Annotated in this window: 26 protein-coding genes and 1 riboswitch; of the genes, 19 read left to right on the forward strand and 7 right to left on the reverse strand. The window is 55.6% G+C overall.

All coding sequences use genetic code 11. The features are described from left to right. Together ACETWG_02300 and ACETWG_02305 are read left to right on the forward strand one after the other, a co-directional pair. The coding region (locus ACETWG_02300) for a hypothetical protein (GenBank protein ID MFB0515419.1) at window positions 1-543 on the forward strand (543 nt) is incomplete at its 5' end. A 10-nt stretch (window positions 544-553) separates the two neighbouring features. After that, window positions 554-1,342 carry a M15 family metallopeptidase gene (locus tag ACETWG_02305; GenBank protein MFB0515420.1) on the forward strand — a complete coding sequence of 263 codons (789 nt, stop codon included), beginning with the start codon at window positions 554-556 and terminating at the stop codon, window positions 1,340-1,342. 61 nt (window positions 1,343-1,403) lie between these two features. Here ACETWG_02305 and ACETWG_02310 read toward each other — a convergent pair whose 3' ends face one another. Continuing rightward, on the reverse strand, window positions 1,404-2,078 hold the full coding sequence (locus ACETWG_02310; protein ID MFB0515421.1) for a hypothetical protein: 675 nt from the start codon (window positions 2,076-2,078) through the stop codon (window positions 1,404-1,406). 228 nt (window positions 2,079-2,306) lie between these two features. Here ACETWG_02310 and ACETWG_02315 point away from each other — a divergent pair, with 228 nt between their 5' ends. The 4 genes from ACETWG_02315 (at window position 2,307) to lpxK (ending at window position 6,318) form a co-directional block, all read left to right on the forward strand. Continuing rightward, complete coding sequence (locus tag ACETWG_02315) at window positions 2,307-3,293, forward strand: Gfo/Idh/MocA family oxidoreductase (protein ID MFB0515422.1); 987 nt, start codon at window positions 2,307-2,309, stop codon at window positions 3,291-3,293. Window positions 3,294-3,393: 100 nt separating this feature from the next. Next, window positions 3,394-4,590, forward strand: coding sequence for a lipid-A-disaccharide synthase (lpxB, locus tag ACETWG_02320; GenBank protein ID MFB0515423.1), 1,197 nt, complete (start codon window positions 3,394-3,396; stop codon window positions 4,588-4,590). Window positions 4,591-4,604: 14 nt separating this feature from the next. Continuing rightward, window positions 4,605-5,258 (forward strand): lysophospholipid acyltransferase family protein, encoded by a 654-nt coding sequence (locus ACETWG_02325; protein ID MFB0515424.1) that lies wholly within the window; start codon window positions 4,605-4,607, stop codon window positions 5,256-5,258. After that, window positions 5,233-6,318 (forward strand): tetraacyldisaccharide 4'-kinase, encoded by a 1,086-nt coding sequence (lpxK, locus tag ACETWG_02330; GenBank protein MFB0515425.1) that lies wholly within the window; start codon window positions 5,233-5,235, stop codon window positions 6,316-6,318. Before ACETWG_02325 ends, lpxK begins: the two co-directional genes overlap by 26 nt. A gap of 40 nt (window positions 6,319-6,358) precedes the next feature. Here the strand turns inward: lpxK and gap are convergent, their stop codons facing one another. From gap to ACETWG_02345, 3 genes are all read right to left on the reverse strand, one after another. Next, the gene (gap, locus tag ACETWG_02335) at window positions 6,359-7,363 is read right to left on the reverse strand and encodes a type I glyceraldehyde-3-phosphate dehydrogenase (protein MFB0515426.1); all 1,005 of its coding nucleotides are present in this window, start codon (window positions 7,361-7,363) and stop codon (window positions 6,359-6,361) included. Then, complete coding sequence (locus tag ACETWG_02340; protein ID MFB0515427.1) at window positions 7,360-8,409, reverse strand: type I glyceraldehyde-3-phosphate dehydrogenase; 1,050 nt, start codon at window positions 8,407-8,409, stop codon at window positions 7,360-7,362. The genes gap and ACETWG_02340 overlap by 4 nt, the downstream gene beginning before the upstream one ends. Before the next feature lie 174 nt (window positions 8,410-8,583). Further along, complete coding sequence (locus ACETWG_02345; GenBank protein MFB0515428.1) at window positions 8,584-12,327, reverse strand: FG-GAP-like repeat-containing protein; 3,744 nt, start codon at window positions 12,325-12,327, stop codon at window positions 8,584-8,586. A 399-nt stretch (window positions 12,328-12,726) separates the two neighbouring features. Further along, a riboswitch (cyclic di-AMP (ydaO/yuaA leader) is annotated at window positions 12,727-12,863 on the forward strand. An 83-nt stretch (window positions 12,864-12,946) separates the two neighbouring features. Here ACETWG_02345 and ACETWG_02350 point away from each other — a divergent pair. From ACETWG_02350 to ACETWG_02400, 11 genes are all read left to right on the forward strand, one after another. Next, entirely contained in the window at window positions 12,947-13,912 is a 966-nt protein-coding gene (locus ACETWG_02350; GenBank protein ID MFB0515429.1) for a PstS family phosphate ABC transporter substrate-binding protein, read from the forward strand. A 157-nt stretch (window positions 13,913-14,069) separates the two neighbouring features. After that, window positions 14,070-14,876, forward strand: coding sequence for a phosphate ABC transporter permease subunit PstC (gene pstC, locus ACETWG_02355; GenBank protein ID MFB0515430.1), 807 nt, complete (start codon window positions 14,070-14,072; stop codon window positions 14,874-14,876). Between the two features lies 1 nt (window position 14,877). Continuing rightward, window positions 14,878-15,729, forward strand: coding sequence for a phosphate ABC transporter permease PstA (gene pstA / locus ACETWG_02360; protein MFB0515431.1), 852 nt, complete (start codon window positions 14,878-14,880; stop codon window positions 15,727-15,729). A 9-nt stretch (window positions 15,730-15,738) separates the two neighbouring features. Further along, window positions 15,739-16,500, forward strand: coding sequence for a phosphate ABC transporter ATP-binding protein PstB (gene pstB / locus ACETWG_02365; protein MFB0515432.1), 762 nt, complete (start codon window positions 15,739-15,741; stop codon window positions 16,498-16,500). A gap of 446 nt (window positions 16,501-16,946) precedes the next feature. Continuing rightward, complete coding sequence (locus tag ACETWG_02370; GenBank protein MFB0515433.1) at window positions 16,947-17,726, forward strand: hypothetical protein; 780 nt, start codon at window positions 16,947-16,949, stop codon at window positions 17,724-17,726. A gap of 113 nt (window positions 17,727-17,839) precedes the next feature. Then, window positions 17,840-19,435: a S41 family peptidase gene (locus tag ACETWG_02375; protein MFB0515434.1), complete on the forward strand. Its 1,596-nt coding sequence runs from the start codon at window positions 17,840-17,842 to the stop codon at window positions 19,433-19,435. Between the two features lie 153 nt (window positions 19,436-19,588). Beyond that, entirely contained in the window at window positions 19,589-20,182 is a 594-nt protein-coding gene (locus ACETWG_02380) for a MotA/TolQ/ExbB proton channel family protein (protein ID MFB0515435.1), read from the forward strand. A 26-nt stretch (window positions 20,183-20,208) separates the two neighbouring features. Continuing rightward, a complete protein-coding gene (locus ACETWG_02385) occupies window positions 20,209-20,604 on the forward strand; it encodes an ExbD/TolR family protein (protein MFB0515436.1) in 396 nt (131 codons plus the stop codon). Between the two features lie 29 nt (window positions 20,605-20,633). After that, the gene (locus tag ACETWG_02390; GenBank protein MFB0515437.1) at window positions 20,634-21,044 is read left to right on the forward strand and encodes an ExbD/TolR family protein; all 411 of its coding nucleotides are present in this window, start codon (window positions 20,634-20,636) and stop codon (window positions 21,042-21,044) included. 2 nt (window positions 21,045-21,046) lie between these two features. After that, complete coding sequence (locus tag ACETWG_02395; GenBank protein ID MFB0515438.1) at window positions 21,047-21,532, forward strand: hypothetical protein; 486 nt, start codon at window positions 21,047-21,049, stop codon at window positions 21,530-21,532. A 21-nt stretch (window positions 21,533-21,553) separates the two neighbouring features. After that, window positions 21,554-21,685: a TonB family protein gene (locus tag ACETWG_02400; protein MFB0515439.1), complete on the forward strand. Its 132-nt coding sequence runs from the start codon at window positions 21,554-21,556 to the stop codon at window positions 21,683-21,685. Window positions 21,686-21,922: 237 nt separating this feature from the next. On the opposite strand, the gene ACETWG_02405 is transcribed toward ACETWG_02400, so the two are convergent. The 3 genes from ACETWG_02405 to ACETWG_02415 all read right to left on the reverse strand — a co-directional run bounded on the left by ACETWG_02405 (window position 21,923) and on the right by ACETWG_02415 (window position 23,958). After that, window positions 21,923-22,141 carry a DUF2905 domain-containing protein gene (locus ACETWG_02405; protein ID MFB0515440.1) on the reverse strand — a complete coding sequence of 73 codons (219 nt, stop codon included), beginning with the start codon at window positions 22,139-22,141 and terminating at the stop codon, window positions 21,923-21,925. Window positions 22,142-22,145: 4 nt separating this feature from the next. Further along, a complete protein-coding gene (locus ACETWG_02410; GenBank protein MFB0515441.1) occupies window positions 22,146-22,859 on the reverse strand; it encodes a lysophospholipid acyltransferase family protein in 714 nt (237 codons plus the stop codon). A gap of 172 nt (window positions 22,860-23,031) precedes the next feature. Next, the gene (locus ACETWG_02415) at window positions 23,032-23,958 is read right to left on the reverse strand and encodes a homocysteine S-methyltransferase family protein (GenBank protein MFB0515442.1); all 927 of its coding nucleotides are present in this window, start codon (window positions 23,956-23,958) and stop codon (window positions 23,032-23,034) included. A gap of 72 nt (window positions 23,959-24,030) precedes the next feature. Here ACETWG_02415 and ACETWG_02420 point away from each other — a divergent pair, with 72 nt between their 5' ends. Next, window positions 24,031-25,242 carry a radical SAM protein gene (locus ACETWG_02420; protein MFB0515443.1) on the forward strand — a complete coding sequence of 404 codons (1,212 nt, stop codon included), beginning with the start codon at window positions 24,031-24,033 and terminating at the stop codon, window positions 25,240-25,242. A 192-nt stretch (window positions 25,243-25,434) separates the two neighbouring features. Then, window positions 25,435-25,992, forward strand: coding sequence for a YqgE/AlgH family protein (locus ACETWG_02425; GenBank protein MFB0515444.1), 558 nt, complete (start codon window positions 25,435-25,437; stop codon window positions 25,990-25,992). Window positions 25,993-26,036 lie beyond the last annotated feature (44 nt).

Here is a 26,036-nt window from a genome sequence, read left to right on the forward strand (position 1 = left end):
AATCAGGCGAAGCAAAAGACGGGAGAGGAAGCGGACCGGCTTTTTGCCCAAGCAGGTGAAAAATATGAAGAGGCGCTTACTATTAAACCTGACAAGTATGAGGCCTTTAATAACTGGGGCCTGACTCTCAGCAATCAGGCGAAGCAAAAGACGGGAGAGGAAGCGGACCGGCTTTTTGCCCAAGCAGTTGAGAAATACGAAGAGGCGCTGAAAATAAAGCCAGATATGTATGATGCTCTAAGAAACTGGGCTACTACTCTTATCAACCAGGCGAAAATGAAAGAGGAAGAAAAGGCGGCAAAGGAATTGTTAGATATAGCCAAAGAGAAATCATTACAAGTTGAAGACATAGTTACTGGTGCTGGAGCCTATAACCTGGCCTGTATTAGCGCACTACTGGGGGATGAAAAGGAATGCAGGAGCTGGCTGGTAAAGAGCAAAGAACAAGGCAAACTGCCTGACGTTGATCATATTAATAGTGATGAAGACTTAGATTCGGTACGCGGTAAGAAGTGGTTTAAGGACTTCCTGGCCGGTCGCTGATCATGCCTCTATGAAACGAAAATACGGGGTGCTTACAATCCGCATGGCTGTCCCTGGCTTGCTGGGGCTGGTTCTCATGGCCCTGTTGGTAGCCCAGGAAGGTCCGGGTACTGAATCCGCCCGCCGCCGGCTCTTCCCCATCGATCCCAAGGCCTACCTCCTGGGCCAATTCAGGCCGGACACCACCCGCGATTTTTTGCGCCTGCCCCGGAGCCTTACCGCCGGTCGCAGCGCCTATTTGCGGACTGAAGCCGCCGAGGCGCTGATACGCATGGCCCAGGCCGCCCTGACAGATGGAGTGCGCCTGAAGGTGGTCTCGGCTACCCGCAGCTTCGACGAGCAGCGGGCTATCTGGGACGCGAAGTTTACCGGATCGCGCCGCTCCATGGGGCGCAACCTGGCCCGCGATTATCCCGACACCACTGAACGCTGCCTGGCTATCCTGCAGTATTCGTCAGCACCGGGCATCTCCCGCCACCATTGGGGCACCGACGTGGACCTTAACAGCACCGATCCCGCTTATTGGCGGACCGGCAGCGGGTTAAAAGCCCTGCACTGGCTCGAACGCCAGGCCCTTGATTACGGGTTCGTTATGGCTTATCCGCCGGATCGCGAGCGTGGCCATCGCTACGAGCCGTGGCACTGGTCTTACCAGCCCCTGGCCCGGCCTCTGCTGCGGAACTACTACCGTCGCTTTGTTTCGGATGCGGACCTGGATGGCTTCCTGGGGGCGGCGGCGGTGCGCCAGCTGCCGTGGCAGGAATGGTATGTATACGGGGTGGCTGAGGTGCTCAGATGATCCTGGAAGGGGCCGGGTGGGGGAAGCGCGCTGGTGGCGCGGCTTAGCTGTTCAGGCCTGCCTAGCTGAGGTCCTCATCTTCACCCTCCTCCTCTTCAGCTTCCTCTTCATCCTCATAGTCTTCCTCGTCTTCATAATAGTCCTCATCTTCTTCTAGTTCTTCTGTTTCTTCCCAGTCTTCATCTTCTTCATAGCCGGGATAGGGTTCCAGACCATAGGGCTCATAGCCCGGCGGATAGGGGGTGCCATAATAGAGTTGTTGCTCCGGCAGGGCTGTCACCGATGGGGGCTGTTCGGCTTCAGGAGGTGGAACCTGGACTTCGGCCCGGGGCGCTACCAGCCCCTCAGGCTTCTTGCCGGCCAGCTCCAGGACAATCAAGGGCAGGAGCATTACCACTAACACTGCTAACGCCAGTGCCAGACCGGCCAGATTGAAGGTATAACTACCCCACATGGTCTGCTCCATGCCGTAGGTCATAAAAGCGGAGATGGCCAGTACTCCGCCCAGGCCCGCTACAACTCTGCTCAGGGTTTTGCCAAAGCTGGTTTCCGTCGCACGTGCTTCCTGACTGGCTCGCAGATCAGCTGCCAGGAGATACAGGAGCCAGACAATCAGGCCGCCGCTTACGGTGATGAGGGTAATGAAGAAGTCACCCAACGCCATGGCCAGCAGGCTGATGATGAAGACCACAACAACAATCAATCGGCTGATAATTACCCTTGATTCCCGGGACATACACGTTCCTTCCAAGAGCCAACGATTGGTGCCACTGCAAGCAGCCGAGAAGAAGGGCTGGCAGATGGCTTCTAACGGGAGAATTTCCACGACTCCTCTTTCAAATGCAAGTTCTAATCTACTCCGCTGGGTCCCTTGTTAAAGTGGAGAAGAGTAAGGCCTATCAAACTGCAGGTGGTGTGATGTGGGAGTGGATATTCGGGGCTGCGCGCTATAATTTTACCCACAATGCCTAGGGATAAAATCAAGACCGCCGTCATTGGCCTTGGCTATTTGGGCCGGCATCATGTGGAACAGCTGCTCCAGATACCGGAAGCGGATCTGGCGGGGGTGTACGATATCAGCGCGGATAAAATGGCCGAAGTCCAGCAACGGTATCAGGTAAGCACCTTCCCGACGTTAGAGGAGGCCCTCTCGGTGGCGGAAGCCGTACTGGTAGTCGTGCCTACCCAGCAGCACTTCAAAGTGGCGGCCCAGGCCCTCAAGGCCGGTTGCCATGTGTTCGTTGAGAAGCCCATCAGCCAGACCCTGGCCGAGGCTGACCAGCTCCTGCGCCTGGCGGAGAAGCAGGGACGGCTGATCCAGGTGGGACACATCGAGCGGCTTAACCCGGCGGCCCGGGCGCTGGAAAAGTATGCCCTGGAACCCCGCTTCATCGAAGGACACCGCCTGGCCCCCTTCTCCGAGCGGGGAACCGACGTACCAGTAATCCTGGACCTTATGATACATGATATTGACGTGGTCCTGCACCTGATTAAGTCCCCCGTCCGGGAGATTCGGGCCAACGGCGTTAACGTCATCACTGATTCATGTGACATCGCCACCGCTCGCATCGAGTTTGAAAATGGCGCTGTGGCTAACCTGACCGCCAGCCGCGTCTCACAGAAGCAGATGCGCAAACTGCGGATTTTCCAGAGCCACATTTATATCGGCGTCGATTTCCTCCAGCGGCTGACGGAAGTTTACCGGCTGGTAGACCCGGAGGAGATCCCGTCTGAGGCGCTCCTCACGATGCCGTTTGAGTTTGGCGGCCGCAGGCGGCTCATCACTTATGAGAAGCCGGAGATCCGGGCCGATAATGCCCTCTATCTGGAGCTGAGCAATTTCATCCGCTCGATAGGGGGTCTGGAGCAGCCGATTGTTGACGGCTACTCGGCCCGAGCTGCCCTCGATGTGGCCATTCGTATCCAGGAAGCCATCGCGGAAACTGGTTAGGGGAAGGCACTCTGGGTTTGGAGGTCCTTGTGAGTACCTGTGACGGAGGTATGCCGGCAGCGCCCGATGCCATCACTCTGCTATTATCTCCACTTGACACGTGAGCACAACCGCTACCTCGGAACGCCGCTTCTTCATTGTGGCCGGTGAGGTCTCCGGAGATCATCACGGTGCTGCCTTGATGGCGGCCATGCGGCAGCTGGACCCGTCCTGCCGCTTCTCCGGCATTGGTGGTGCCCATATGCAGGCGTTGGGTATGGAATGTCTCTATAATGCCGAGGAAATGGCCCTGGTGGGATTCTGGGAGGTGCTCCGACGGATACCTTTCCTCTTAAGGGCCCTGCAACGGTCTGCTGATTACATTTTGAGCTGGCAGCCCGAACGGGTGATACTCATCGATTATCCGGGATTCAATCTCCGCCTGGCCCGGCGACTCCGCCAGGCCCGCATCCCGGTCACCTATTACATCAGTCCCCAGCTGTGGGCCTGGAGGGAGGGGCGGATTACTACTATCCGCAACTGTGTGGAGCAGCTGATGGTGATCTTCCCCTTCGAGGTGGACTGGTACCGTCAGCGGGGGGTGGAGGCCAGGTTTGTGGGGCATCCCCTCCTGGAGGAGGCACCGCCGGAAACCTCCCGGCAGGATTACCTGGAAGGGCTCGGCCTGGATCACCAGCAGCCGGTCTTGACCCTTTTCCCGGGCAGTCGCCGGCAGGAATTGGAGCGCCATCTGCCACTCTTCGACGAGGCTGCCTCCCTCCTTAAGAAGGAGCTGCCCCAATTGCAGGTAGTGCTGGGACTGGCCCGCGGCCTTTTGCCCGACCTGGTGCCGGAGGACATGCGTCGAAGAACGCTGGTCACTACCTCCCAGCCCCGCCTGGCTCTGCGCTATGCTGACGCCGCCATCGTCGCCTCAGGTACCGCCACCCTGGAAGGGGCGGTGTGGGGTGTACCCATAGTGGTGGTTTATCGGGTAGCCCCCCTCTCGTGGTGGCTGGGCCGGCGGCTGGTGAATCTGCCCTACGCGAGCATGGTCAACATCCTTTCAGGAGCTGAGGTGGTTCCGGAATTCCTCCAGGATCGCGCCCAGCCGGGGGCTATCGCCAGGGCGGCGCTGTCTTTTTTCCAGGATCCGGCCCGGCGCGAGGCTGTGTTGCAGAAACTGGCCCTGGTTCGGCAGTCGCTGATGGCTCCGGCGTCTGGCAATGGTGGGCAGCCTGTGGGAGAGACGGATACTACGCCCGGGGATAAAGGGGCCTCCTATCAGGCGGCCCGGGCGATTTTGCGGGCGGAATAAGCGCGGGTTCAGCTGTGATACAAAAGTTGGGATTAAGGCTGCTGATTCAGCTGGAACGGGGGCTACTGGCCATCCTCTTTTTCCTGAACCGCAAGGTGGTGCATGGCGAAGAGTATTTAATCCGTGCCCGGGCTGCTGACCGGCCAATATTTGTCGGGTTCTGGCATGCAAGCATGATCTTCCCGCTCTGGTATCTACGCCGCTACCGTCCCGTGGGATTGGTTAGTCAATCCAGTGATGGGGATCTTATAGCCGGTCTTCTCGAGTCCTGGGGCTATTCGCCTTTCCGGGGCAGTAGTACCAAGGGCAGCCGCAAAGCCCTGCGGATTATGATGCGCATGCTGGACCAGCCTGGTGTCATCATGGCAAACGCCATGGATGGTCCCTTGGGGCCTGCCAAAGTTGCCAAAGAAGGTGGGCTGGCTTTGGCTGCCAGGAAGGGGGCAATCATCATTCCTATTTCAGGAGCCGCCAGTCGGCGCTGGACCTTCACCCAGAGCTGGGACCGCTTTCAGCTGCCCAAACCCTTTGGCCGGATTGTTATTCAGTTTGGACCGCCTATCGAGTCTGATCCCGGTATAGCCGCAAGTGATCTGGCTCAGCTCATGGGCGAGCAGCTAAACCGGTTGGAAGCGGAGGCCGATGCTTACACGGCGCACCTGGGCTAAACTGCGGCCCTTTCTCTGGCCGGTGGCGCTCTTCTATTGGGGTCTGGCGTGGTGGCGAAATTTCTTCTATCGGATCGGCTTTTTCGTCACCCGTCGAGTCTCGGTCCCGGTGGTATCCGTTGGCAATCTGTCGGTTGGGGGCACGGGAAAAACTCCCGCTACTATTTTTATTGCCCAGCATTTGTTGAGCCTGGGCTATAAGGTGGGCATCGTCAGCCGGGGGTATGGCCGGCGATCATCGGGCACCCTGCTGGTCAGTGATGGCCGCCGCATCCTGGTTCTCCCTGACGAGGCCGGTGATGAGCCTTACCTGATGGCTTCTCGACTGGCAAGCGTACCGGTTGTCGTGGATGAAGATCGCTATCGGGGCGCCACAGTGCTGATCTCCCGTTTCAGCCCCGATATCCTCATCCTGGATGACGCTTTCCAGCATCGGGGCTTAGCCCGTGATTGTGATATCGTCCTTTTGGACGCCAGCTCGCCCCGAACGGACTACCGGATTTTTCCCCACGGCACGTTGCGGGAGCACCTCGGCGCTCTGAAGCGGGCCAATCTGGTGGTCTGGACCAGGACCGACACGTATGCCCCACCACCGGAATTATGGCGGAAGGTTGAGGTGCTGGGTATCCCGCAAATTCAGAGCCAGATGGAGATAATTCCGCAGCTCATCGAGGCGGCCTCCGGCCGATCGGTACCGCTAGCCGACCTCCAGGGGCAGGGCCTGCTCGCCTTCTGTGGCATTGCCCGACCGCTAACCTTCTATCATGCGCTTATCGCTATCGGGCTGGAGCCGGAGACCGTCCGCTATTATCCCGACCATTATAACTATACCCGCGCTGATATGGCCTATCTGGCAGGACTGACCGAGGATAGCCGGCTGGCGATGGTGACGACTGAAAAGGACGCTCTGAAGCTGGACCGCGACTTTCTAGCCGCACACCAGGTCTATATGCTGCGGATTGAGTTTCGTCTGGCAGGCCCGGATTTTGAGACCTTCAGGGACCTGCTGGCACTGCGTCTCCCGCTCCCTCAAATCACGCCGTCCGTTGGGGAAGCATAGACCACTGAAGTAACCTCGACCCGGGCTTGATACTAAGTCGTTAGTCCTCCCAGCTGCCGAAGATTCCAATCAGGTCAACCACCCGGTGGGCGTACCCCCACTCGTTGTCATACCAGTTCAGCGTTTTCACGAAGTGGCCGCCGGATACCTTGGTGAACGGAGCGTCGTATATGGATGAGTGGGGATCACCAATGATGTCGCGGGAGACGATGGGCAGGCTGGAGTAGGTCAGGATGTTTTTCAAACGTGGTGTGGCGGCGGCATCGCGCACGGCCGCATGGATATCCTCTACGGTCACTTCCTTTTCCAGCTCGCAGACCAGGTCTACCACCGACCCATCCGGGACGGGAACGCGGCAGGCGATGCCGTCCAGCCGGCCAGCCAGTTCGGGCAGTACCTTTCCCACGGCCCGGGCGGCGCCGGTAGTTGTGGGTATGATATTCTCCGCTGCGGCCCGGCTGCGGCGCCAGTCCTTGTGGGGCACGTCGGCCAGACGCTGGTCATTGGTATAAGCATGCACGGTGTTGATGATGCCTTCCACAATACCGAAACTGTCATGCAGCACCTTGGCCATGGGTGCCAGGCAGTTGGTGGTGCAGCTGGCGTTGGAAATGATCCGGTGCTCCGGCTTAAGGCGGTCTTCATTGACGCCGATAACCACGGTGTAGTCGATCTCATCCTTGGCGGGAACCGTCAGGATCACCCGCTTGGCTCCCGCATCCAGGTGGAGCTCAAGTTGGGCCTGTTTCCGGAAGACGCCCGTCGATTCAACCACCACGTCGATCCCCATCTCACCCCAGGGTAACGCAGTGACCTCTCGTTCGGTCAGCATTCGCACCCGGTCCCGGGAGGTTTTCAAATGCCCGTCCTCGATGGTGACCTTTTCCGGAAAGGCCCGCATAATCGTATCGTATTGGAGCAGATATGCCAGCACTTCATGATCATACAGATCGTTGATGGCCACGACGTTGATGTCATCACGGTAATGCAGGATGCGATATACCGAGCGGCCAATGCGGCCGAATCCGTTGATAGCTACTCTCATGCTGCACCTCCCTTCTCGTTGATCCGGGCGTAGGCGTGAATGACATCCAGCAGCCGGGCTGCATGCCCCCACCCATTGTCATACCAGCCCAGGGTCTTGACAAGCCTGCCGGCAGTTTTCATAGTGGCTCTCATATCAAAAACCAGGCTGTGGCGGTTGCGGATAACATCACTGGAAACGATCGGATCTTCCGTCACCTCAATGATGTCCGGCATGCTGTCGGCGGCCGCTCGCAGGGCCTCATTAACCGCTTCCACCGTGGCACCGGCGTCCCTGAATTGGCACGTCAGGTCAACGCAGGAACCATCCGGTACGGGCACGTTGAGTGCAATACCATCAAATTTGCCTTTGAACTGGGGTAGGATGACGTCCAGCCACCTGGCGGTGGGAGTTTCATTAGGGATAATGTTCTCGGCGGCAGACCGGCTCCGGCGGAAATCCTTACCGGCTATGTCTGCCAGCGGCTGGTCGCTGGTGTAGGCATGGATGGTGGTCATCATGGCTCGATCGACGCCGAAAGCGTCATCCAGGATTTTCAGCATCAGCGCTACGGGGTTGGTGGTCGATGAGCCGGCGGAAATCATCCGGTCGGAACGGGAGATAGTATCATCGTTTACTCCCATTATGACCAAGCGGTCAATCTCGTCCTCAGGGAGGCTGGCGACGATTACCCGTTTCGCCCCGGCCGCCAGATGAGCCTTCATGTGGGCTTTCGTGAGATACTTCCCCGTGGCATCGACAACAATATCTACTTCATAACTCTTCCAGGGAACGTCGCCTGGTGCTACGCCAAGAATCATCTCGGTGATCCGATCATCCTTAAGCAGCAACCGATTATTCTCAAGCCGTACCCCATATTGGAATGACCCGTGGATAGTGTCCCTTTGGAGCAGGTAGTAGAGAATCTCAGGTCGTCCCACGTCGCTGATGACAGCGATTTCGACATCCGGGATTTCGGAAGCCAGGCGGTAGAGGTTGCGCCCGATGCGCCCGAATCCCATTAAGCCGACCCGGATTCGCTCTGCAGTATGGCCGTTTCCTGACATATTGATCCTTTCTAAGCACGCCCTTGACGCGTACCAAGGTATTGATAACCTGGCGTTATAAGCCTGAAATATTTTTGATAAGATACCGTTTTTTTACGACCGGACACAAGGGTCGTATTCATCGGTGGCGGGAAATTTTCCGGGGAGGTTGTGCTCTATCTGCCGGAGGGCAGCTTATCCGCCAACGGCGATACCGACGACAAAGATTACCCCCACGAAGGCCAGGAGCAGTGGCCAGCCAGTAAATAGAAAGCGGCGCTGACTGGGATCCTCAAAAACATGGATCTGAAATTCATGGATGGTGACACCGCCGTGGGAGTCGGTGATCTCGAAGGCGACGTCGTTGGGTCCTTTCTGTATGCTACGCGGCCGCCATTTGAAGAGGCCCGTGCGGGGATCGAAATCCGAGTAACGGGGCAGCTTGGTGGCCTGGTAGCGGATGGGATCGCGGTTCAGATCCTCCGCCACCACGCGGTAATTGTATTCGAAATTGTTCAGCGCCACCGGCTTAGGCTGCGAGATGATTCGCGGCGGCATATTGACAAATACAGTGGTGGCCTGGCGGTCGCTGGCGTGGCCGTCGGTTACTTCCAGCTCAAACTCCTGCCAGTTGATCTGCTCCACCGATGGTATCCAGGTCACCACACCCTTTGCATCCACCTGCATGCCCTCCGGGTGTTTGGGAAGATGGTAAGCCAGGCGCGCATCCTCGTTCTTGTCATCAACCCGTACCCGGTAGATATAGCGCTGATCGACAAGGGCCAGCGTATCGGCCTGGGAGACAATCGCCGGCGGGTAGTTGGCATAGACCTGAAAGGCTTGCTCATCCCGGGTGTAACCGTCTGAGACCATCAGACGCACCTGGTGATAGCCCGCCTGGGCCGGGGTCGGGGTCCAGGTTAACAGTCCGTCGGCGTCCACCATCATGCCATCCGGAAAGTTCCGCAGACTGCAGTGAACGAATGGAACTCGCTCGGCATCGTACTTAGGCATGATACCCCGGCCTCCCTGGAAAAATTCCCAGAGAACATCCTCCAGCTCGATCACACCATATTCCGGGTTGTTGATTACCAGAACCAGCCGGTCCCCTTCGATGAAAATGTGTTTTACCTGTTGTTTGAGATCGATACGTGCTGCCTCGGCCACCTCTCCGGCCTCAGGTCGGCGCGGTTTTTTGAGGAAGATATTCTTCAGTTCCTTGAACTGGGTTAGATAACGTGGCAGGTCCAGCTTGAACTTATCGTCCTGGATCTCAACCTCGTAGGCAACAGTGCGGCTCAGGTCGGTAACCACGGTGGGCCGCCTGAACTTGAGCAGACAGCTCTGGTTTTCATCCCGGGTCGTGATCGGGTAGCGGTAGGTTTGGCCTACAACGGCGGAATCGGGAGGTGTTGAAGTAATGCTGATAGGACTGTTGACAAAGGCGATCCCTTTGAATTGGGTCTGGTCGATGCCGTCGGATAGTTCTACTACGTACCGGGCGGCGTCCAGGTCCTGGAGGGTAGTGGGCCAGGTGAGGTTGCCGGCCGAGTCGATGGTCATGCTCACCGGTCCGCCTGCCAGGCTCCAATGGAGGGCTTGAGAGGGGTTGGAATCCCGCCCCTCAAATGAAAGCCGCAAGGTGTCCCCGGCCGGAATAGCCACAGCCTGTGGCGGCGCATTAATAAACTTGGGCCGGGCATTTACATATACCCACCCATCCTGCACATCCTCGGCGGTACCGTCGGTGATCCGCACCTGAAAATACTGCGTGTCAATTTGCGCTGGAGTAGGGGTCCAGCTGATGAGGCCTTCCTGATCGATGCGCATCCCGTCCGGCTCCCGGGTCAGGGCAGACACGTGTTCCTTTTTCGAACCGGGTTGGAATACGGTCACTTGATACTGATACGGCTCTTGCAGGTGGGCTATATGGGGCACGGTCGAGGTAATGGTGAGCTGCGCATTAACGTTCAGGGTGAAAGTCTGCACGTCCTTGTCAAACCCATCGTTTGCAGAGATTACCACCTGGTAGTCGTCATGGTGGGTCTCGTTGGTGCGCCAGTTGAGGATGCCGTTGCGGTCGATGGCCATGCCCTCCGGCCCCGACTCCAGGCGGTAGTCGATGCGGGCGTCGGAGTTGCGGTCGTCCACCTGGATGCGGTAAGCGAACAGGTGCCCTGCCAGCAGGCGCAGGTTCTCCGGCTCACTGGTGATGCGCGGCTTGTCGTTCACATAGATCAGGATCTGATCCCGGACCACTTCCGCGTCGGGTAGCAGAACGGAATCGGTTACCATCGCCTCCGGCCTGATACCCGTATGGTAGGTGATTTCGTATTCTACGTGCCAGGCGCCCAGGTGCTCGGACTTGGGCTGCCACACGATGGCCTGGCGCTGGAAGTTGAACACCATGTCCGGCGCTTTCCGCAGGAAACGGAAACCGGCGAACTGCTCGACCCGGTCACCGAGCACGTTCCGGGCGAATTCGTCCCCTGCATAAAGGAGAATATCGGGTGTCCGATGGGAAGGCAAGGCCCGGGGATCGGGCGGCTGTGGTCGTTCCGGGAAATAGACCTGGGTTCCCTCCTCGTGCACGGCAAACGGCACCGGTTCAGCGGCCCGCACCGCTTCCTCTAGGGCAGCTTCCACACCAGCGACGGCTTCTTCAGTAATCTCAGTCGGCAGCGGTTGCCTTGCCGCTGCGTAGGGCGGTAGGGGCAGCTGCTTGGGCAACGGTTCGCCCACTTCGGCGAAGGCGATAAAAGCACCGCTGGCTGAGTGTACCGGCAAGATGATGATGGCCGGTCGCTCTTCCCGGGCTGGGAGAACCGCAAAGGAGTGGAACTGCAGGGGCGGTGTAGCGCTTTCCGGCATTTGGGACAACAGCTGTGGTGCAGTTACCGGTGTCACAAACCGGGCATTATTGGTGGTGATGGTGCCGTCGGCCTGCAGGTAAATGATCTCTCCAGCGCCGTCTCCATCCAGGTCGGTGATGGCCAGATCGATAAGGTTGGAGATTTCCGTATCCAGTGCGGCGGCATCCAGGGTGGGGCCAGCCAGACTGACCAGAGTGAGGGAACCGTCAGTGTGTGGTAGGATAACCTCCTCCTGGCCGTCGCCGTTTAGATCTCCCGTGGCCAGCGCTGTGGTCCGAACCATCTCGCCGCTAGGGGCCGTAATAGCCACTTCATAAAAATCTTCCCGGCCATTTATATACGCCAGCAACGAACTGGGCCCGCCGTGACCGACAACCAGGATATCGCCTCGCATGTCGCCGTTGAAATCGGCCACTGCGATGCTGAATGGCCAGGGTCCCGAGCTCATCTGCCGGGAACGCAGCTCCTTGCTGGCACGCAGACCGGTTGGGCCCCAGTCCGCAATCAGCACCATCCGGTCAGGGCTGCGCGTGGCGATCACCAGTTCGTTATCTCCTTTGGCATCGAGATTGGTGACCCTTAACTGACGGGGGCGCAGATAGGATATGCCCCCGCTCCGATAATTCCAGCGGAAAGTAGGTTCCGCCGAAAATGTGGTGCTATTTTCGTCCCAGTCGAATACTAGCAGCCAATCGGGGGCCGACGAGGCTTCCAGGGTATAGTAATGGATTAGAACGGTGATTTCAGGCCGCTGGTTGCCATCCAGGTCTGTCACCCCGGCGTCGACCAGCATAGCCAAGGCCTGCGCCCCCAGCCGGTAGCGCCATAGGGCCCTCAGCGTGTCTGCGCCGGTATCCTCATAGTACACTACCTCGGAAGGCGTCAGGGAGTCGGTAGGTGCCTGAAGTGCCAAGAGTTCAAGTCGGCCATTGGCGTTGTGGTCCCAGCCCCCATCCAGAACATGAATGGTTTGGTTCTGTGAGATCAGCCCCTTGATCGTCACCTCAGCCGGCAGCAAGCTGACGATGAAAAGTGGTGCAATCAGGATATATAGACGCGCGCCCAAACTCTTTTGATTGTGACTTAACGTTCCTTATTAAGTGAACAAGGGTTTTGATTGGTTATTACTGAACTTGCCAAAACTATTCAATTGATATTTATTCAAAAAATTAGACGGACTAGTAAGATTATGCAAGCGAAAAGGTACAGGGGCGGATGTAAAAGCATATCAGGGGGTAAATCGACATATTAGACCTGGTGAAATTAATTTATCTTGATATTGGCCCTTTTCGATTGTAGAATAAAAAGAGAAGCGTTTGGGGACGGTATTCAATCGTTTCAAGCTGAGTTAAAAATTTAGGGTTTATTTTTCAAAGGGGTTGTGTATCGCTGATTAGCGACGCGATATAGTATCGAACTGGCGATGGCCAAAGGCTTCGTTATCGTCAGTTTGATTAACACATAAGGATGTCTGTCGCCTAATCGATCAATGATCTGATCGAGCGGGGGATCCAAAATGTGGGGTGCATTCCGCAAGCGCGGAAGGGATACCTTCTGATCCTAACCCGTCAGCTAACCCCGTAGGCATAAGAAGGGACAGATTTTTGGTCAAAGAGGGCTACAGACAAACCGGTAGCCCTTTTTTTATTGGCACTGGTTCCAGATTTGACCCAGGGGGACACGAAATGAAAATAGTCTTAAGCAGTATTATAGTAGTCACTCTTTTATTGGCTGTCGGATGTAAAAAACAGGCCCGGGAGCAGTTAGGAGAAGGTGAGCTGGCAGGCACGATAACCATGTCGGGAGCATGGGCCCTTTATCCGATGGCGGTTAAATGGGCGGAGGAATTCCAGGAACTCCATCCCAGGGTAAGGATCGATGTTGCTGCCGGGGGTGCCGGCAAGGGGATGGCTGACGCTTTGGCGCAAGTCGCGGATATCGGCAATGTTTCCCGGGACATTTACCCTGAGGAGATCAAGAAAGGCGCCTGGTGGGTTTCAGTGACTAAGGACGCCGTGGTCCCGACCGTTAATGAACGTAATCCCATGCTGGCAAAACTGCTCACTAAAGGTGTCGACCGAGAGACCTTTATTGCTATCTGGATTACCGGCACTGTCGAGAACTGGAGTGAAGTCATTGGTGAAGCGGTGACGGAACCAATCCATGTCTATACCCGCTCCGATGCCTGCGGTGCGGCCAAGACCTGGGCCAAATTCTTGGACGGTAAACAAGAGGATCTGCTCGGGGTGGGGGTCTACGGAGACCCGGGATTGGCTGAGGCTGTCAGGAATGACATCCTGGGCATTGGTTTCAACAATATCAACTATGCCTACGACGCCAAGTCTAAAGCGCAGGTTGAAGGCATAAAGGTGCTGCCGGTGGATCTCAACGGGAATGGACAAATAGATAGTGAGGAAGATTTTTATGACAGCCGGCACGAGATCGTTGCGGCCATCGCTACCGGGAGATACCCCTCTCCACCGGCACGAGATTTGCATTTTGTATGCCAAGGTAGACCCACAAGAGTAGTAGTAACAAAGTTTATCGAGTGGGTTCTGACCGATGGTCAAAAATATGTACCCGAATCCGGTTACATAAGCCTGACTGCTGAAAAACTGCATGAAGGACTGAAGAAACTGGAAGGTGAATAAAGAGCGCTATGAGGAAGACCTGCAATAAGAATGCCTCCTCATATTTCAGGGCAAAATGAGATTGTTTAGCTGGCAGAACAGAAGGCTATTGAAAGACAAGCTTGCCAGCAGGTTCATGCTGTTATTAGCGATTTTCGCGGGACTGGTAGTGATACTGATGGCCCTTGGATTGTATCAACGGTCCCGGCCGATATTGGCAACCAAGTCTTTGATTGAATTGTTCTTTTCATCCTCCTGGCATCCGTTGCGAGGAGAATTCGGATTTTTCCCGTTTATAATGGGCACCTTCTGGGTAACCGGCGTGGCGGTGGCCATCGCCGTTCCTTTTTCCCTTCTGACCGCGGTGTATCTTTCTGAATATGCGCACAAGAGAGTACGGGAATGGACAAAGCCGCTCATAGACTTGCTGGCTGGCATCCCTTCCGTGGTCTACGGGATCTGGGGCGTCCTGATTCTGGTACCGCTGATTAAAAATCACCTGGCGCCGCTCTTTGGCACTTTCTCAACTGGTTACTGTGTCCTGGCGGCTGGCATTGTCCTGTCAATAATGATTTTCCCCATCATAATTCACGTGTCAGCAGAGGTATTTCGGTCAGTGCCCTATGAGGTGCGAGAAGCCTCTTTAGCGTTAGGAGCAACCAAGTGGCAAACAATCAAGTATGTGGTGCTACGCAAGGCTATGCCGGGTATTGTTGCGGCTATTGTTCTGGGCCTGTCACGGGCATTTGGCGAGACAATGGCCGTACTGATGGTAGCAGGAAATGTGGCCCGGGTGCCATCTTCGGTTCTGGATCCAGCCTATCCGCTGCCGGCGCTGATTGCCAACAACTATGGTGAAATGCTATCGGTGCCTCTATATGACTCAGCGCTCTTGCTTGCCTCCCTGGTCTTATTGCTGGTAGTTCTATTCTTTAACGTTATTTCCAGAATCATCCTCATTAGAATTGAAAAGAGAATGCGTTGAGATGGACGGAAGAAAGATAGAAGAAAACTTCTTTAAGATGCTCATGATTGCTTCGACACTTTTGATCATCTCGAGTCTGGTTCTTATCCTGACCACCGTGGTCGTAAAGGGCTTACCTGCCATGAATCTGGCCATGATCACTCAGACCCCGAAGGGTGGCTATTATCTTGGGAAAGAGGGTGGCATACTAAACGCTATTGTCGGCTCACTTTACCTGGCAGGTGGAGCAACATTTCTGGCAATCCTGATCAGTTTGCCCGTCGTGATTTACCTTAATGTCTATGCTGATAAAGATTCCCCCTTGGTGAATGCTTGCCGCTTCTCGCTAGATGTCCTCTGGGGTGTTCCTTCAATAGTTTTTGGAGCTTTTGGCTTCACCATTATGCTATTCTTTGGTCTCCGGGCCTCACTGCTTGGCGGGATTATTGCCGTATCACTATTGATTCTGCCGGTGATGAGTCGGGCCATGGATGAAGTAATCAGAATGATACCGGAAGAACTGTTGGAGGCGTCGTACTCTTTAGGGGCCACCAAATTAGAGACCGCCTTGAAGGTAGTAACCCGACAGGCCCTGCCCGGAATATTAACCGCCGTCCTGATTGCCTTTGGTAGAGGCATCGGGGATGCCGCCTCGGTTATCTTTACCGCTGGCTTTACCGATTCTATTCCGTCCTCGTTGTTTCGCCCGGCAGCCACCTTGCCGCTGGCCATCTTCTTTCAGCTGGGAACCCCATTTCCAGAGGTTCAGGAGCGGGCCTATGCCTCGGCACTGATACTTACCGGGGTGATCTTAATCGTGAGTATAGTCTCCAGGATTTTAATCACCAGATTTACTAAGCACATCGTGAAGTAAGAGGTCAATATGGAATTCAAGACCCATATAAGCGTAAGAAACCTGAATGTGGTTTACGGAAAAGAACAGGCCTTGAAAGATATATCAGTTGATATTCCAGACCGGAAGATAACCGCTATTATCGGACCCTCAGGCTGTGGCAAGACGACCCTCTTGAAATCCTTCAATCGTCTGATAGATTCCATAGAAGGCGTCAGGGTCTCCGGTAAAGTATTTGTGAATGGAGAAGACATTTTCAATCCCAAAACCGAGGTTACGCACATCAGACGGAAAATGGGTCTGCTGTCGCAAAAGCCCTATCCCCTGCCCATGTCGATCTATGATAATGTTGCCTACGGCCCCAGAATCCATGGAATCAAAAGGAAGAAGAAATTGGACCGATTGGTTGAATATTACCTTCAAGAATCGAGTCTTTGGAGTGAGGTAAAAGATCGATTGCATACCCCGGCGTCAAGTCTTTCAGTGGGTCAGCAGCAGCGGCTTTGCTTAGCACGGGGCCTGGCAGTGGAACCTGATATCATCCTTGGTGATGAACCGACCTCGGCCCTTGATCCGACAGCGAGTCAGCGCATTGAAGAAAAGTTCCTCGAACTGAGGGATAGATATACCATCGTCATCGTTACCCATATTCTGCGCCAGGCCAGGAGATTGGCGGACTACGTCATCTTTCTATATCTCGGTGAATTGATCGAACACGGACCGGCGGATGATGTTTTCAGCCATCCGAAACATGAATTAACCGAAGGGTACATTAAGGGGGTTATCGGCTGAGGAAGTAGTTTATCATTAAAACGTTCTGTAGGACTCGCGTTCGGATATTCTTCCGGAATGGGCTGTCTTTGACGGCGGGAGACAAATGCGCCAACATTCTACTAACCAAGCACCTTGCGGGCTGGGATTGGTGAAATAACCTGTGGAAATGCCCGGCCGTCGGGGCGGTGATCTGATCCGGTAAAGAGAGACCTTAAAAGATTATACTAACTTTGAAATCCCACCAGATTTGATCTGCCCACTGCTTTAGAATGTAAATGGGAATGTCTTACCGGCTACAAAAAGCAGTAAGATACCCTTCGCTAAAAATGAATTGTTGAGTGCAAGGTAGGCACTTATATTGTAAGTTCACGATTTAGATAAATATTCTCAAAGGATCATCCTGGTGACAATAGTGGAAAGATTTTGTTTTTATCGCGGTTAAAGTATTAAAAACGGAGTCACATATGCCTAAGCGATTCCTATCCATCGGTTTGATATTGACACTCATATCCACCCTCTATTCTCAACGAAGTGTCCCTTTCTCTACTGAAGAGTATTTTGGTGGCGGCATCGGTTACACCCCCACTTTTTTATGGATTGATGTGGCGCAGAGCCTTCCTTTCAACCTCCTGGGCACAGCTGATACGAGTACCGCCCTGCTCGGTAAAAGTGGCCTGGGATTCAGTGGTAGTGATATTGACGCGCTGGGGAATTTCCTGGTGATCCATGGGGCGGAAGGCTTCGGTAACGTCTCGGGCAACTGGCGGGTGGGCGCCTACGTGGGTCTGGGTTCTAAGACTATCGCTCGCCTTGATACGGCCACCAACCTCAGGGTCGATTTGAAAATCGCTCTCATGACCGGCAACGCCTCGGTCGAGTACGTAATACCCCTTTTCAGTAACCTGGAGATTGCTGCCGGCTCCCTGTTCGGCTTGAGCCGGGCTATCATTCAGTTCACCAAAAAGGACGGTGACCCGTACTGGGATAATCAGTTTACTTTTAATGGTATTAATAAGGATAACTACTCCGTGGCAATGTCGGGGACTTTTTTCTCCTTTCAGCCCTATGTGGCTATCAAGCTGCAATTCCTGGATCGGGCTGGCCTTCGTCTAAGTGCCGGTTATCACGTTGGAACTCTCGCCGCTGACCGCTGGACGCTCAATGATCTCGTGCGTATCATTGCACCCAGTAAGAGCAACTTCAATGCCCTGGCCGTACGGGTTATGCTCTATCTAGGGATATAATAGAGGCTCCCCATGGGGGTCGCTGGCCCGCATTAGTTCTCCTTTAGACGAGGTATTGCCCGATGCCTGTGGGACGACTTTGACATCCATTAAAAATGATAGAATGAAATCTGATGAGTAAGAAACGTATTCTGATCCTCGCTGTTGCCTTCGGTGTGATTCTGTTCAGCCTGTCAGGCACCAATCTCAGGTCTCAGCCTCCGCAGGGCACCAGCGATCTCTACCGGAAATTGAACACCCTCCAGGAAATCATCAGTCTGGTGAACGAGAACTATGTGGACCTGGTGGAATGGGACAAGGTCATGGAGGGGGCCTTCGATGGGTTGCTGGAACGCCTCGATCCGCATTCCACCTACATCCCCAAGGAGCGGTTCGAATCCATTCAGGAGCTGTTCGTAGGCAAGTTCCAGGGCATCGGCATCGAATTTGACATCATCGACGATTGGATTACGGTTATCGCTCCGGTGATCGGGAGTCCTTCGGAACGGGTAGGTCTGCGGCCGGGGGATAAGATCGTAGAGATCGACGGGGAATCCGCCTATAAGTTCACTCAGGAGCAAGTCGTGAAAACCCTGCGGGGACCTAAAGGTACCTCGGTGAACCTGAAAGTTCGGCGGCCCGGGCAGGAAAAACCCATCGCGTTCACCATCATACGCGACGATATACCCCTCTATAGTGTCCTGGCTTCCATCATGCTGGATCAGAAGACCGGTTATATTCTCATCAATCGTTTCTCAAGCACCACTGCCGAAGAGGTTGAAGCTGCCCTGCGTGAGCTGGAAGCTCAGGGTATGACGCAACTGCTCATCGACCTTAGAAACAACAGCGGTGGCTATCTGGAACAAGCGGTGGAAGTTGTGGACAAGTTCGTGGGCGTTGAGGATACTCTCGTGTTCACCCTGGGCCGAGGATCGCGGGTAGATCAAGTCCATTTGGCTCACCAGGCCGGGACTCATCCCCGATACCCGATCATTGTCCTTATCAACCGGGGATCGGCCAGCGCTAGTGAGATCGTGGCAGGCGCACTTCAGGACCTTGACCGGGGTCTGGTGGTGGGAGAGACCAGCTTCGGCAAGGGACTGGTTCAACGGCAGTGGCGCTTGAGTGATGGCTCGGCTTTGCGGGTTACGGTGGGCCGCTACTACACGCCCAGTGGCCGCCTTATTCAACGGCCTTACGGCAAAGGTATCGACGAATACTACCAGGACTTGATAGACCGCTCCGCTGATCCGCTCGTCCAGGATTCGATATTGGCCACCCTGCCGCGTTATCGCACCCGAGCCGGACGGGTGGTCTACGGCGGCGGCGGCATTATGCCCGATGAGTCCCTCCCCTGGAGCCTTAAACTGACCGACCAGACCATTAGGCTGATGAACCACCCGGAGCGGTTGTTCTTCCAATACGCTGAGCTGAAGGCCATGGAGCTGACCGGCCGTTATCCCGATGTGGGCGCATTTATCGTCGGGTATCAGCCGGGGGATGCGGAGCGTAAGGAACTGGCCGAATGGCTCCAAAAACGAGGGCAAGAAATCGAGGAAGAACCGCTTGAATCCGATTGGGAATACATTGCCAACGTTTTAGCGAGTGAAGTGGCTGGACTTTTGTGGGACCGGGAAGCCCTGTATCATGTGCGGCTTGAACTGGATAACCAGGTTCAGGCGGCGCTGAAACTGTTCGGTCAAGCCCAGGATCTGCTGGCCTTGCGATAGGTTCCTTTACGAATTGACATTCCCCGATGCTGTACTTAATATGCTAGGCATTTTCCGAGAGATATTTGACGATTTTCTGGTGATTCATTTGATTTCATATGGAGGTCCAAGTTAGGTATTATGGTAGATTATTTTCTCCAAGGTGGCGGTTTCATGTGGCCCATCCTCATTGCCGGGGTGACGGGGATTGCCTTTTCCCTTGAACGCCTCTACCATTTACTTAAAGGCAATATAAATGTGGAGGTCTTTACCGATGAGGTGGCCACGACCCTGAAGGAATCCGGTGTACAGGCGGCCATCGCCACGTGCGATAAGGCCAAAGGACCGGTGCGCAATATCTTCCTGGCAGCCTTGGAGCGGATCGGTCAGGGTGCTTCCGAAGCGGAGAAGGCGATCGAGGCTCGGGGTACTATCGAAATGGCCAGCCTGGAGAAGAATATGGCCTGGATTTCCTTCTTCATCGGCACCTCCCCGTTGCTCGGCTTCTTAGGCACGGTGGTGGGCATGATCCGAGCCTTTAACGACATTAAAGTAGCCGATAACATCAGCCCTTCGGTGGTCGCTGCCGGTATCTCCATTGCTCTGCTGACTACAGCCTTCGGCCTCATCGTGGCTGTCGTTCTCCAGTTCTTCCAGAATATCGCCTTGAACATGATTGAGGGCCACATCGTAGACATGGAGAAGGGTTCTGAGGCTTTGGTCGAGACGATTATGGATCTGGAACGCGAAGGTAATTTGAAAGTATAATTAGTTGAATAGCTAAGCCAACAACCATGCAACGCAAACGCAGTAAGCTCAAAGAAATACCCTCCGCCTCCATGGCGGACATAGCCTTCCTGCTGCTGATTTTCTTCCTGGTTACGACCACCATCAGCATGGACAAAGGTATCGGCCAGTTGTTGCCTGCCATTGGTGAGGAGTTGGAGGTCAACCCGAAGAATATCACCAAAGTATTGGTGAACGCTACCGGCCAGATATTGCATGATGAGGAATTGATATCGCTGAGCCAGTTGCGCACAAGGGTGAAGAACATGCTGGCCCAGAACGATAAGCTCATTGTATCGGTTAAGACTCACCCGCAGACCAAGCATCAGGACTATATTGATGTCCTCGATTATCTCAAGCAGGCCGGGGCGACTCGAATCTCTATCGCCGAGCCTGATTTTTAGGGACTGGTTATCGGCGCCAGGAAACGCACATGAAGTTTAGATCCAAAACCCAGGTTAAGTCCGAGATTCCCACTGCGTCTATGCCGGATATCATCTTTATGCTACTGGTATTCTTCATGGTAACTACCGTCTTGCGGGAATTCGAGGGGCTGAACCTTCTCCTTCCCAGCGCCTCAAAAATAGAGAGGCTGGAGTTTAAGCGGAATACGGCCCATGTGTGGGTTTCCAAAGCCGGCCTGGTATCGATTGATGATAAAAGCGTGCCCATCCCTACTATCCGCCGGGTTATCTATGCCAAAATAGCGGAAAATCCCAAGCTGACGATCTCCCTTAAGGCTGACCGGGATACACCGATGAAGATCATTATGGATGTGCAGCAAGAGTTCCGGCAAGCCAACGCTCTGAAAGTCAACTACGCGGCCAGGTCGAGGGCTGTTTAAATATGCCTATTCATAAGGATTCCTTCGTCGATCGTTATCCCCTGCAGGTGCGCCTGATCTTCGTCGGGGTAGTGGCTGTTATCGCAGTCATGTTTTATTCCTTCCCACGGTTCCTGAGTGAGCGCGGTATCATTGAGCAGAGTATAGATGAGGTGGTTGAGACCATCGAGATTCCTCCGACTCAGCAATTCGAGGCTCCGCCACCACCCTCCCGGCCTTCCATTCCGGTGGAGTCAGAGGATGAAGATATCGCTGAAGACATTACCATTGAAGAGACGGAGCTGGAGAGCTTCGAGTGGGAAGCGCCGCCGCCACCCCCGGATGAAGGTCCCATCGTCCGATTCATTCCTTATGACGAACCGCCGGTACCCATCGGTGGATACACTGCCATACAGCGGAACGTGCGCTATCCCGAGATTGCCCAGGAAGCCGGGATTGAAGGGACGGTGATCATCCAGGCCTTCGTAGATGCTCAAGGCCTGGTCTAGGAAACCATCGTCCTGAAAGGTATCCCCAACACGGGCCTGGACGAAGCCGCTGCCGAGGCTATCAAGCGCACGCGCTTCAAGCCCGCCAAACAACGGGACAGGCCGGTAGGGGTGTGGATCTCGATCCCGGTTAACTTCAAACTGAAAAACTAGCCAACCCTTACATACCACTCGAACGTTATAGAGGACGTTGCCAGACGTCCTCTTTTATTAGCCTATTAATCACGACTGCGAATACCTACTCTCCCGACCTTAGGCGACCGGTCACTCAACGGTAGGATCGGATTCTGGTCCCATCTCGCTCTAAGGAAACGCCCGCCAGATGACGGGCGCTTCTGGTTTCAGGCCTACCTGGTGCCAGCTAGTGTAGTCGGTGTGGAATTGACTTGCTCATCGCCGACCCAGCAAGCGCAGCAGAAGCGTTATGATCAGGCTGATAAGGATCATGGTAGTAATGGGAAAGTAGAACTTGAAGCCCGGCCGTTCGATCACAATGTCTCCCGGCAGTCGTCCCAGCCAGCGCAGTACCGGAATGGATGGCCCCCACTGCATCCAGGCTCCAATGACGAGCAGGAGTGCACCTAAAATCATGAGAATCTTCCCCGTCATGGTCTCACTTCGCGGAATTTTCTCCCGTCAATGTCAAGAGCTGCCGTCGGATTTCCTCCATAACCTGCTCCAGGGTCATCTGCCGGTAGCGCTCGGCTGGAATAGCTTCCCCGATGCGCACGATGACCGGTCCCGGTTGCAGGAGCCAGGTTGTCTTGGATTTGAACCGGAAGCTCCCCTCAATGCCGATGGGCAGGATGGGTGCGCCGGTGTTGAGGGCCATATGAAAGCCGCCCTTCTTAAGGGGGCCCAGTTTGCCGGTGAGGGTCCGGGTGCCTTCGGGCAGAATGCCCACCTGGTAGCCCCGTTGGAGTCGGTCTTCAGCCAGCTTGATTGCGGCAATAGCAGCCTCACGGTCGCGCCGGCGAATGGGGATCACCTGAAACCGGTTGACCAGTGTCTTCCAGAAGGGATAATTCATCTGTTCCTCGGCCATGACGCCGGTGAATTTGCCCTGCATAATAGCGGCCAGAATAAACATATCGATAAAGCTGGCGTGATTCGCCATGAAAATGTAGGCTCGATCAGTGGGATAGCTGCCGCTGACCTGCAGTCGTACTCCCAGTGCCCGGAGAATGGCACGGCATATGCGTGTAGCCACCCAATAACGGGGACGCTCCCAGGGCAGGAAAGTGGCTGTCAGGAATATAACGCCTCCCAGACCGTAGACCAGGTAGCCCAAGGCCCAGCGATAGAGCGAAACAATAACCTGACTCATGCAGGGCCTTTCATAAGCAGATAGGGACGTTCAATCAGCGGGGATAGCTTGTGGCTTAACCTGGGAATAAGGAGGTAGGGGCTTTCCTCCCACTTGGTCCACTCATAGTCACTGCAGTCTGGTGACGTGAGAGTGCTCCCTTTGGAGGTGCAGTAGTAAGGCATGACCCAGATTACACTGGTTTATTGGCTGGCGCAAGGGGGGACAATTTCTGGTGTACCAACGCGATGGTGCGGGGTGTTGTGCCGCAGCAGCCGCCTATCATGCGGGCACCCAGGTCAATCCACTCCTGGGCGGCGGCGGCAAATTCTTCATCGGGGACCAACTCGGTGATGCTCCCCTCGGCGGACGGTCGGCTGCGACCGGCGTTGGCGTAGGCTCCGTACGGCAGTGTAGTCAGGTCTGCGATGGTTTCCACTCCCTGACGGGCCACCGGCAGCGTGACGCAGTTGACCAGTATACCTTGCGCGCCTTCACCCTCAGCGGCCCTGACTGCCTCTGAAAGTGGCGCGTCACCACTCCACAGCTTCAAATCCTCATCGATGAGAAAGGATATCAGCACCGGCAGGCCGGTCTTGACGGCGGCCTGCACAGCGATAAGCGCTTCCGCCAATGTGATGTGAGTCTCAAGGAGCAATACGTCGGCTCCGTATTCCGCCAGCCACCGGGCCAGTTCCCGGTAGGTTATATCAGCAGTCTCAGCGCCGGGGTAGTCACCGGGATTGTAGCAGTCGCCCACCGGTGCCAGGGACCCGGCCACGAGCTTGCTCCCTGACGGATAGGCTTGGACTGCCTCCCGGGCCAGTTCAATGGCACGGCGAGTGGCCCGGCGGGCGCTCTCCCGCGCGTTTCGCTCGTCCAATCCCGCGCGCCGGTAAGTGAAAGTGGTGGTGCGAAAGGTGTTAGCCGTGAGTAGTTGGGCGCCAGCCGCCAGGTAGTCTCGATGAATGGCCCGCACGACTTCCGGATCGGTTTCAAGGGCTCTGGCTGACCATAGGGGCAGAGAGATATCCACCCCTCGGCGGTGCAGCTCCGTGCCCATAGCGCCATCCAGCAGGATCGTACCCGGTTGTGATAATAGTTGATCCAGTGCTGACATCCCTTGGCGTCTATTCGTGCGATATCAAAATACCTCCCTTTAAGGGTGATCGGCCAGCGCTAAATTTTATCGATGGCTCTAACGCACTGGCAGCTTGGCGGACGCCAGGTAGTGGTCAGCCACAAGGCGGAGGCCGTGACGGTCTCGCTTACCGAAGAGAATCTGGTCTCTTATGACCTGGCGGGCCGCTATCTGGGTTCTTATGACCATGGTACCAACATTCGGCGGGGATTGGATAACACCTTCCAGCAGCGCTGGCGGGAAAAGGGCAAAAGCGGTGTTCTGCTACGCCACCGGTTTCTCCCGGAACCAGAGGCAAGAGCGCATCTTGAAAGTCTCCGCGAGCAGGTCGCCCGTCTGCTGGATGATGAGGTAACCGTCGGAAGCCAGCCGGCCACAGCCGAAGTACTACAGCGGGCGGTGAACTATACCTACGACCGCCTGGTTGCAAGCGCCCGGTCCTTTGCCGACTTATATGGCCACGTCCCCATTCTGCCGCCGGACCAGTATCGGGCGCTCGTGGTCCAGGTCACGGACGGCTGCACCTACAATAAGTGCAGCTTCTGCACCCTCTATCGCGATAAGACCTTCCGTGTTCGCACCCCCGACGACTTCCGCCGCCATGTCCGGCAGGTGCTCGATTTTATCGGCGAGGGCCTGTCGTATCGCAGCTCGCTGTTCCTGGGAGATGCCAATGCTATCGCCATCGCCACTCCACGGTTGGTGGCACTGATTGAGATGCTACACGCGGTTCCGGCACTCCAGCCGCTTCTAAGCCGCGGCGGCCTGCATTCTTTTTTGGATATCTATACCAGTATGCGCAAGTCCGTTGACGACTACCGCGCACTTAAGAATAGCGGCCTGCGGCGGGTCTCCCTGGGGGTGGAAAGTGGTAGTGAGCAGCTGCTGGCCTTTGTGCATAAACCCGGCACGCGCCGGGATATCCACCAGGTGGTATCGATGCTGAAAGAGGCCGGTGTGGCGGTGGTCATCATCTTCATGGTGGGCCTGGGTGGCCATGCTTACAGGGAGGAGCACCTGGCTGAGACCGTGTCTCTGGCCCGGCTGCTGCCGCTTACTAACGGTGATATCATTTACCTCTCCCAGTTCAGCCCTGACCCGCAGGCGCCCTATCTGCCCATTGCCTTCGCGGCGGGGGTGAAGCCCATGACGGCAGCCAAGATCGAGGCCGAGACGGGTCGGTGGAAAGCGGTCCTTGGAAAAGCGCTTTGTAACACCGGTGTCAAAGTGGCGCCGTACAGTTTTCAGCGGTTTATCTACTAGCTGGGCTGAACCTGGCAGGCGAATCGGCGTACAATTGCTTTGGAGACCTGATTTGGATATAATATTATGCGCATGAGGGCACGTAAAAGCACTAGCTTGACTATTATGATCTCTGGGACGAGCTTTGTGTAGGTACACCCCGATGACTATGACTCAACACGGAGCAGGTTTGAGTAGCAGGCAGCTGTGATCATGGATTCCCTGCGCGATTATTTTCTTATCTCCATGCCTCATCTCATGGACTCTTTCTTTGAGAAGACGGTGATTTACGTTTGTGACCATGATGCCCAGGGCTCCATGGGCCTGGTGGTCAACAAGCCTCTGCCAACAGCCAAGACAGCGGCCATCCTGCAGGCCCTGGGTCTGGGCTCAAAGAAGGGCGCGAGCGCCATCAAGCAGATCTACTACGGCGGTCCGGTGCAGCCCAATGTCGGCCTGGTCCTGCACACGCCGGATTATGCGATCGCGGGCACCCTGCCCATTTCCGGTGAAGTCTCCCTGACGACCAATTCCGATATCATGCGCGATATCGAGACCGGTAAGGGCCCGGAACGCTACCGCTTCACCATGGGCTACGCCGGCTGGGGCCCCGAGCAGCTGGAGCGGGAAATCGCCAACGGGGACTGGCTGGTGATCCCCGCCAGCCGGGAGTTCATCTTCGACAAGGCCGATCACCTCAAGTGGGCTGAAGCGGCCCGGCAGTTCGGGATCGAGATTTCCCAGTTCACCGGCTTCGGCGGCGCCGCCTGAGACGCCCACCGACCGGATTCCAGGCTGCTTACCGGTTTATTGTT

This window comes from Candidatus Neomarinimicrobiota bacterium (genome assembly GCA_041862535.1).
Lineage (GTDB): Bacteria > Fidelibacterota > Marinisomatia > SCGC-AAA003-L08 > TS1B11.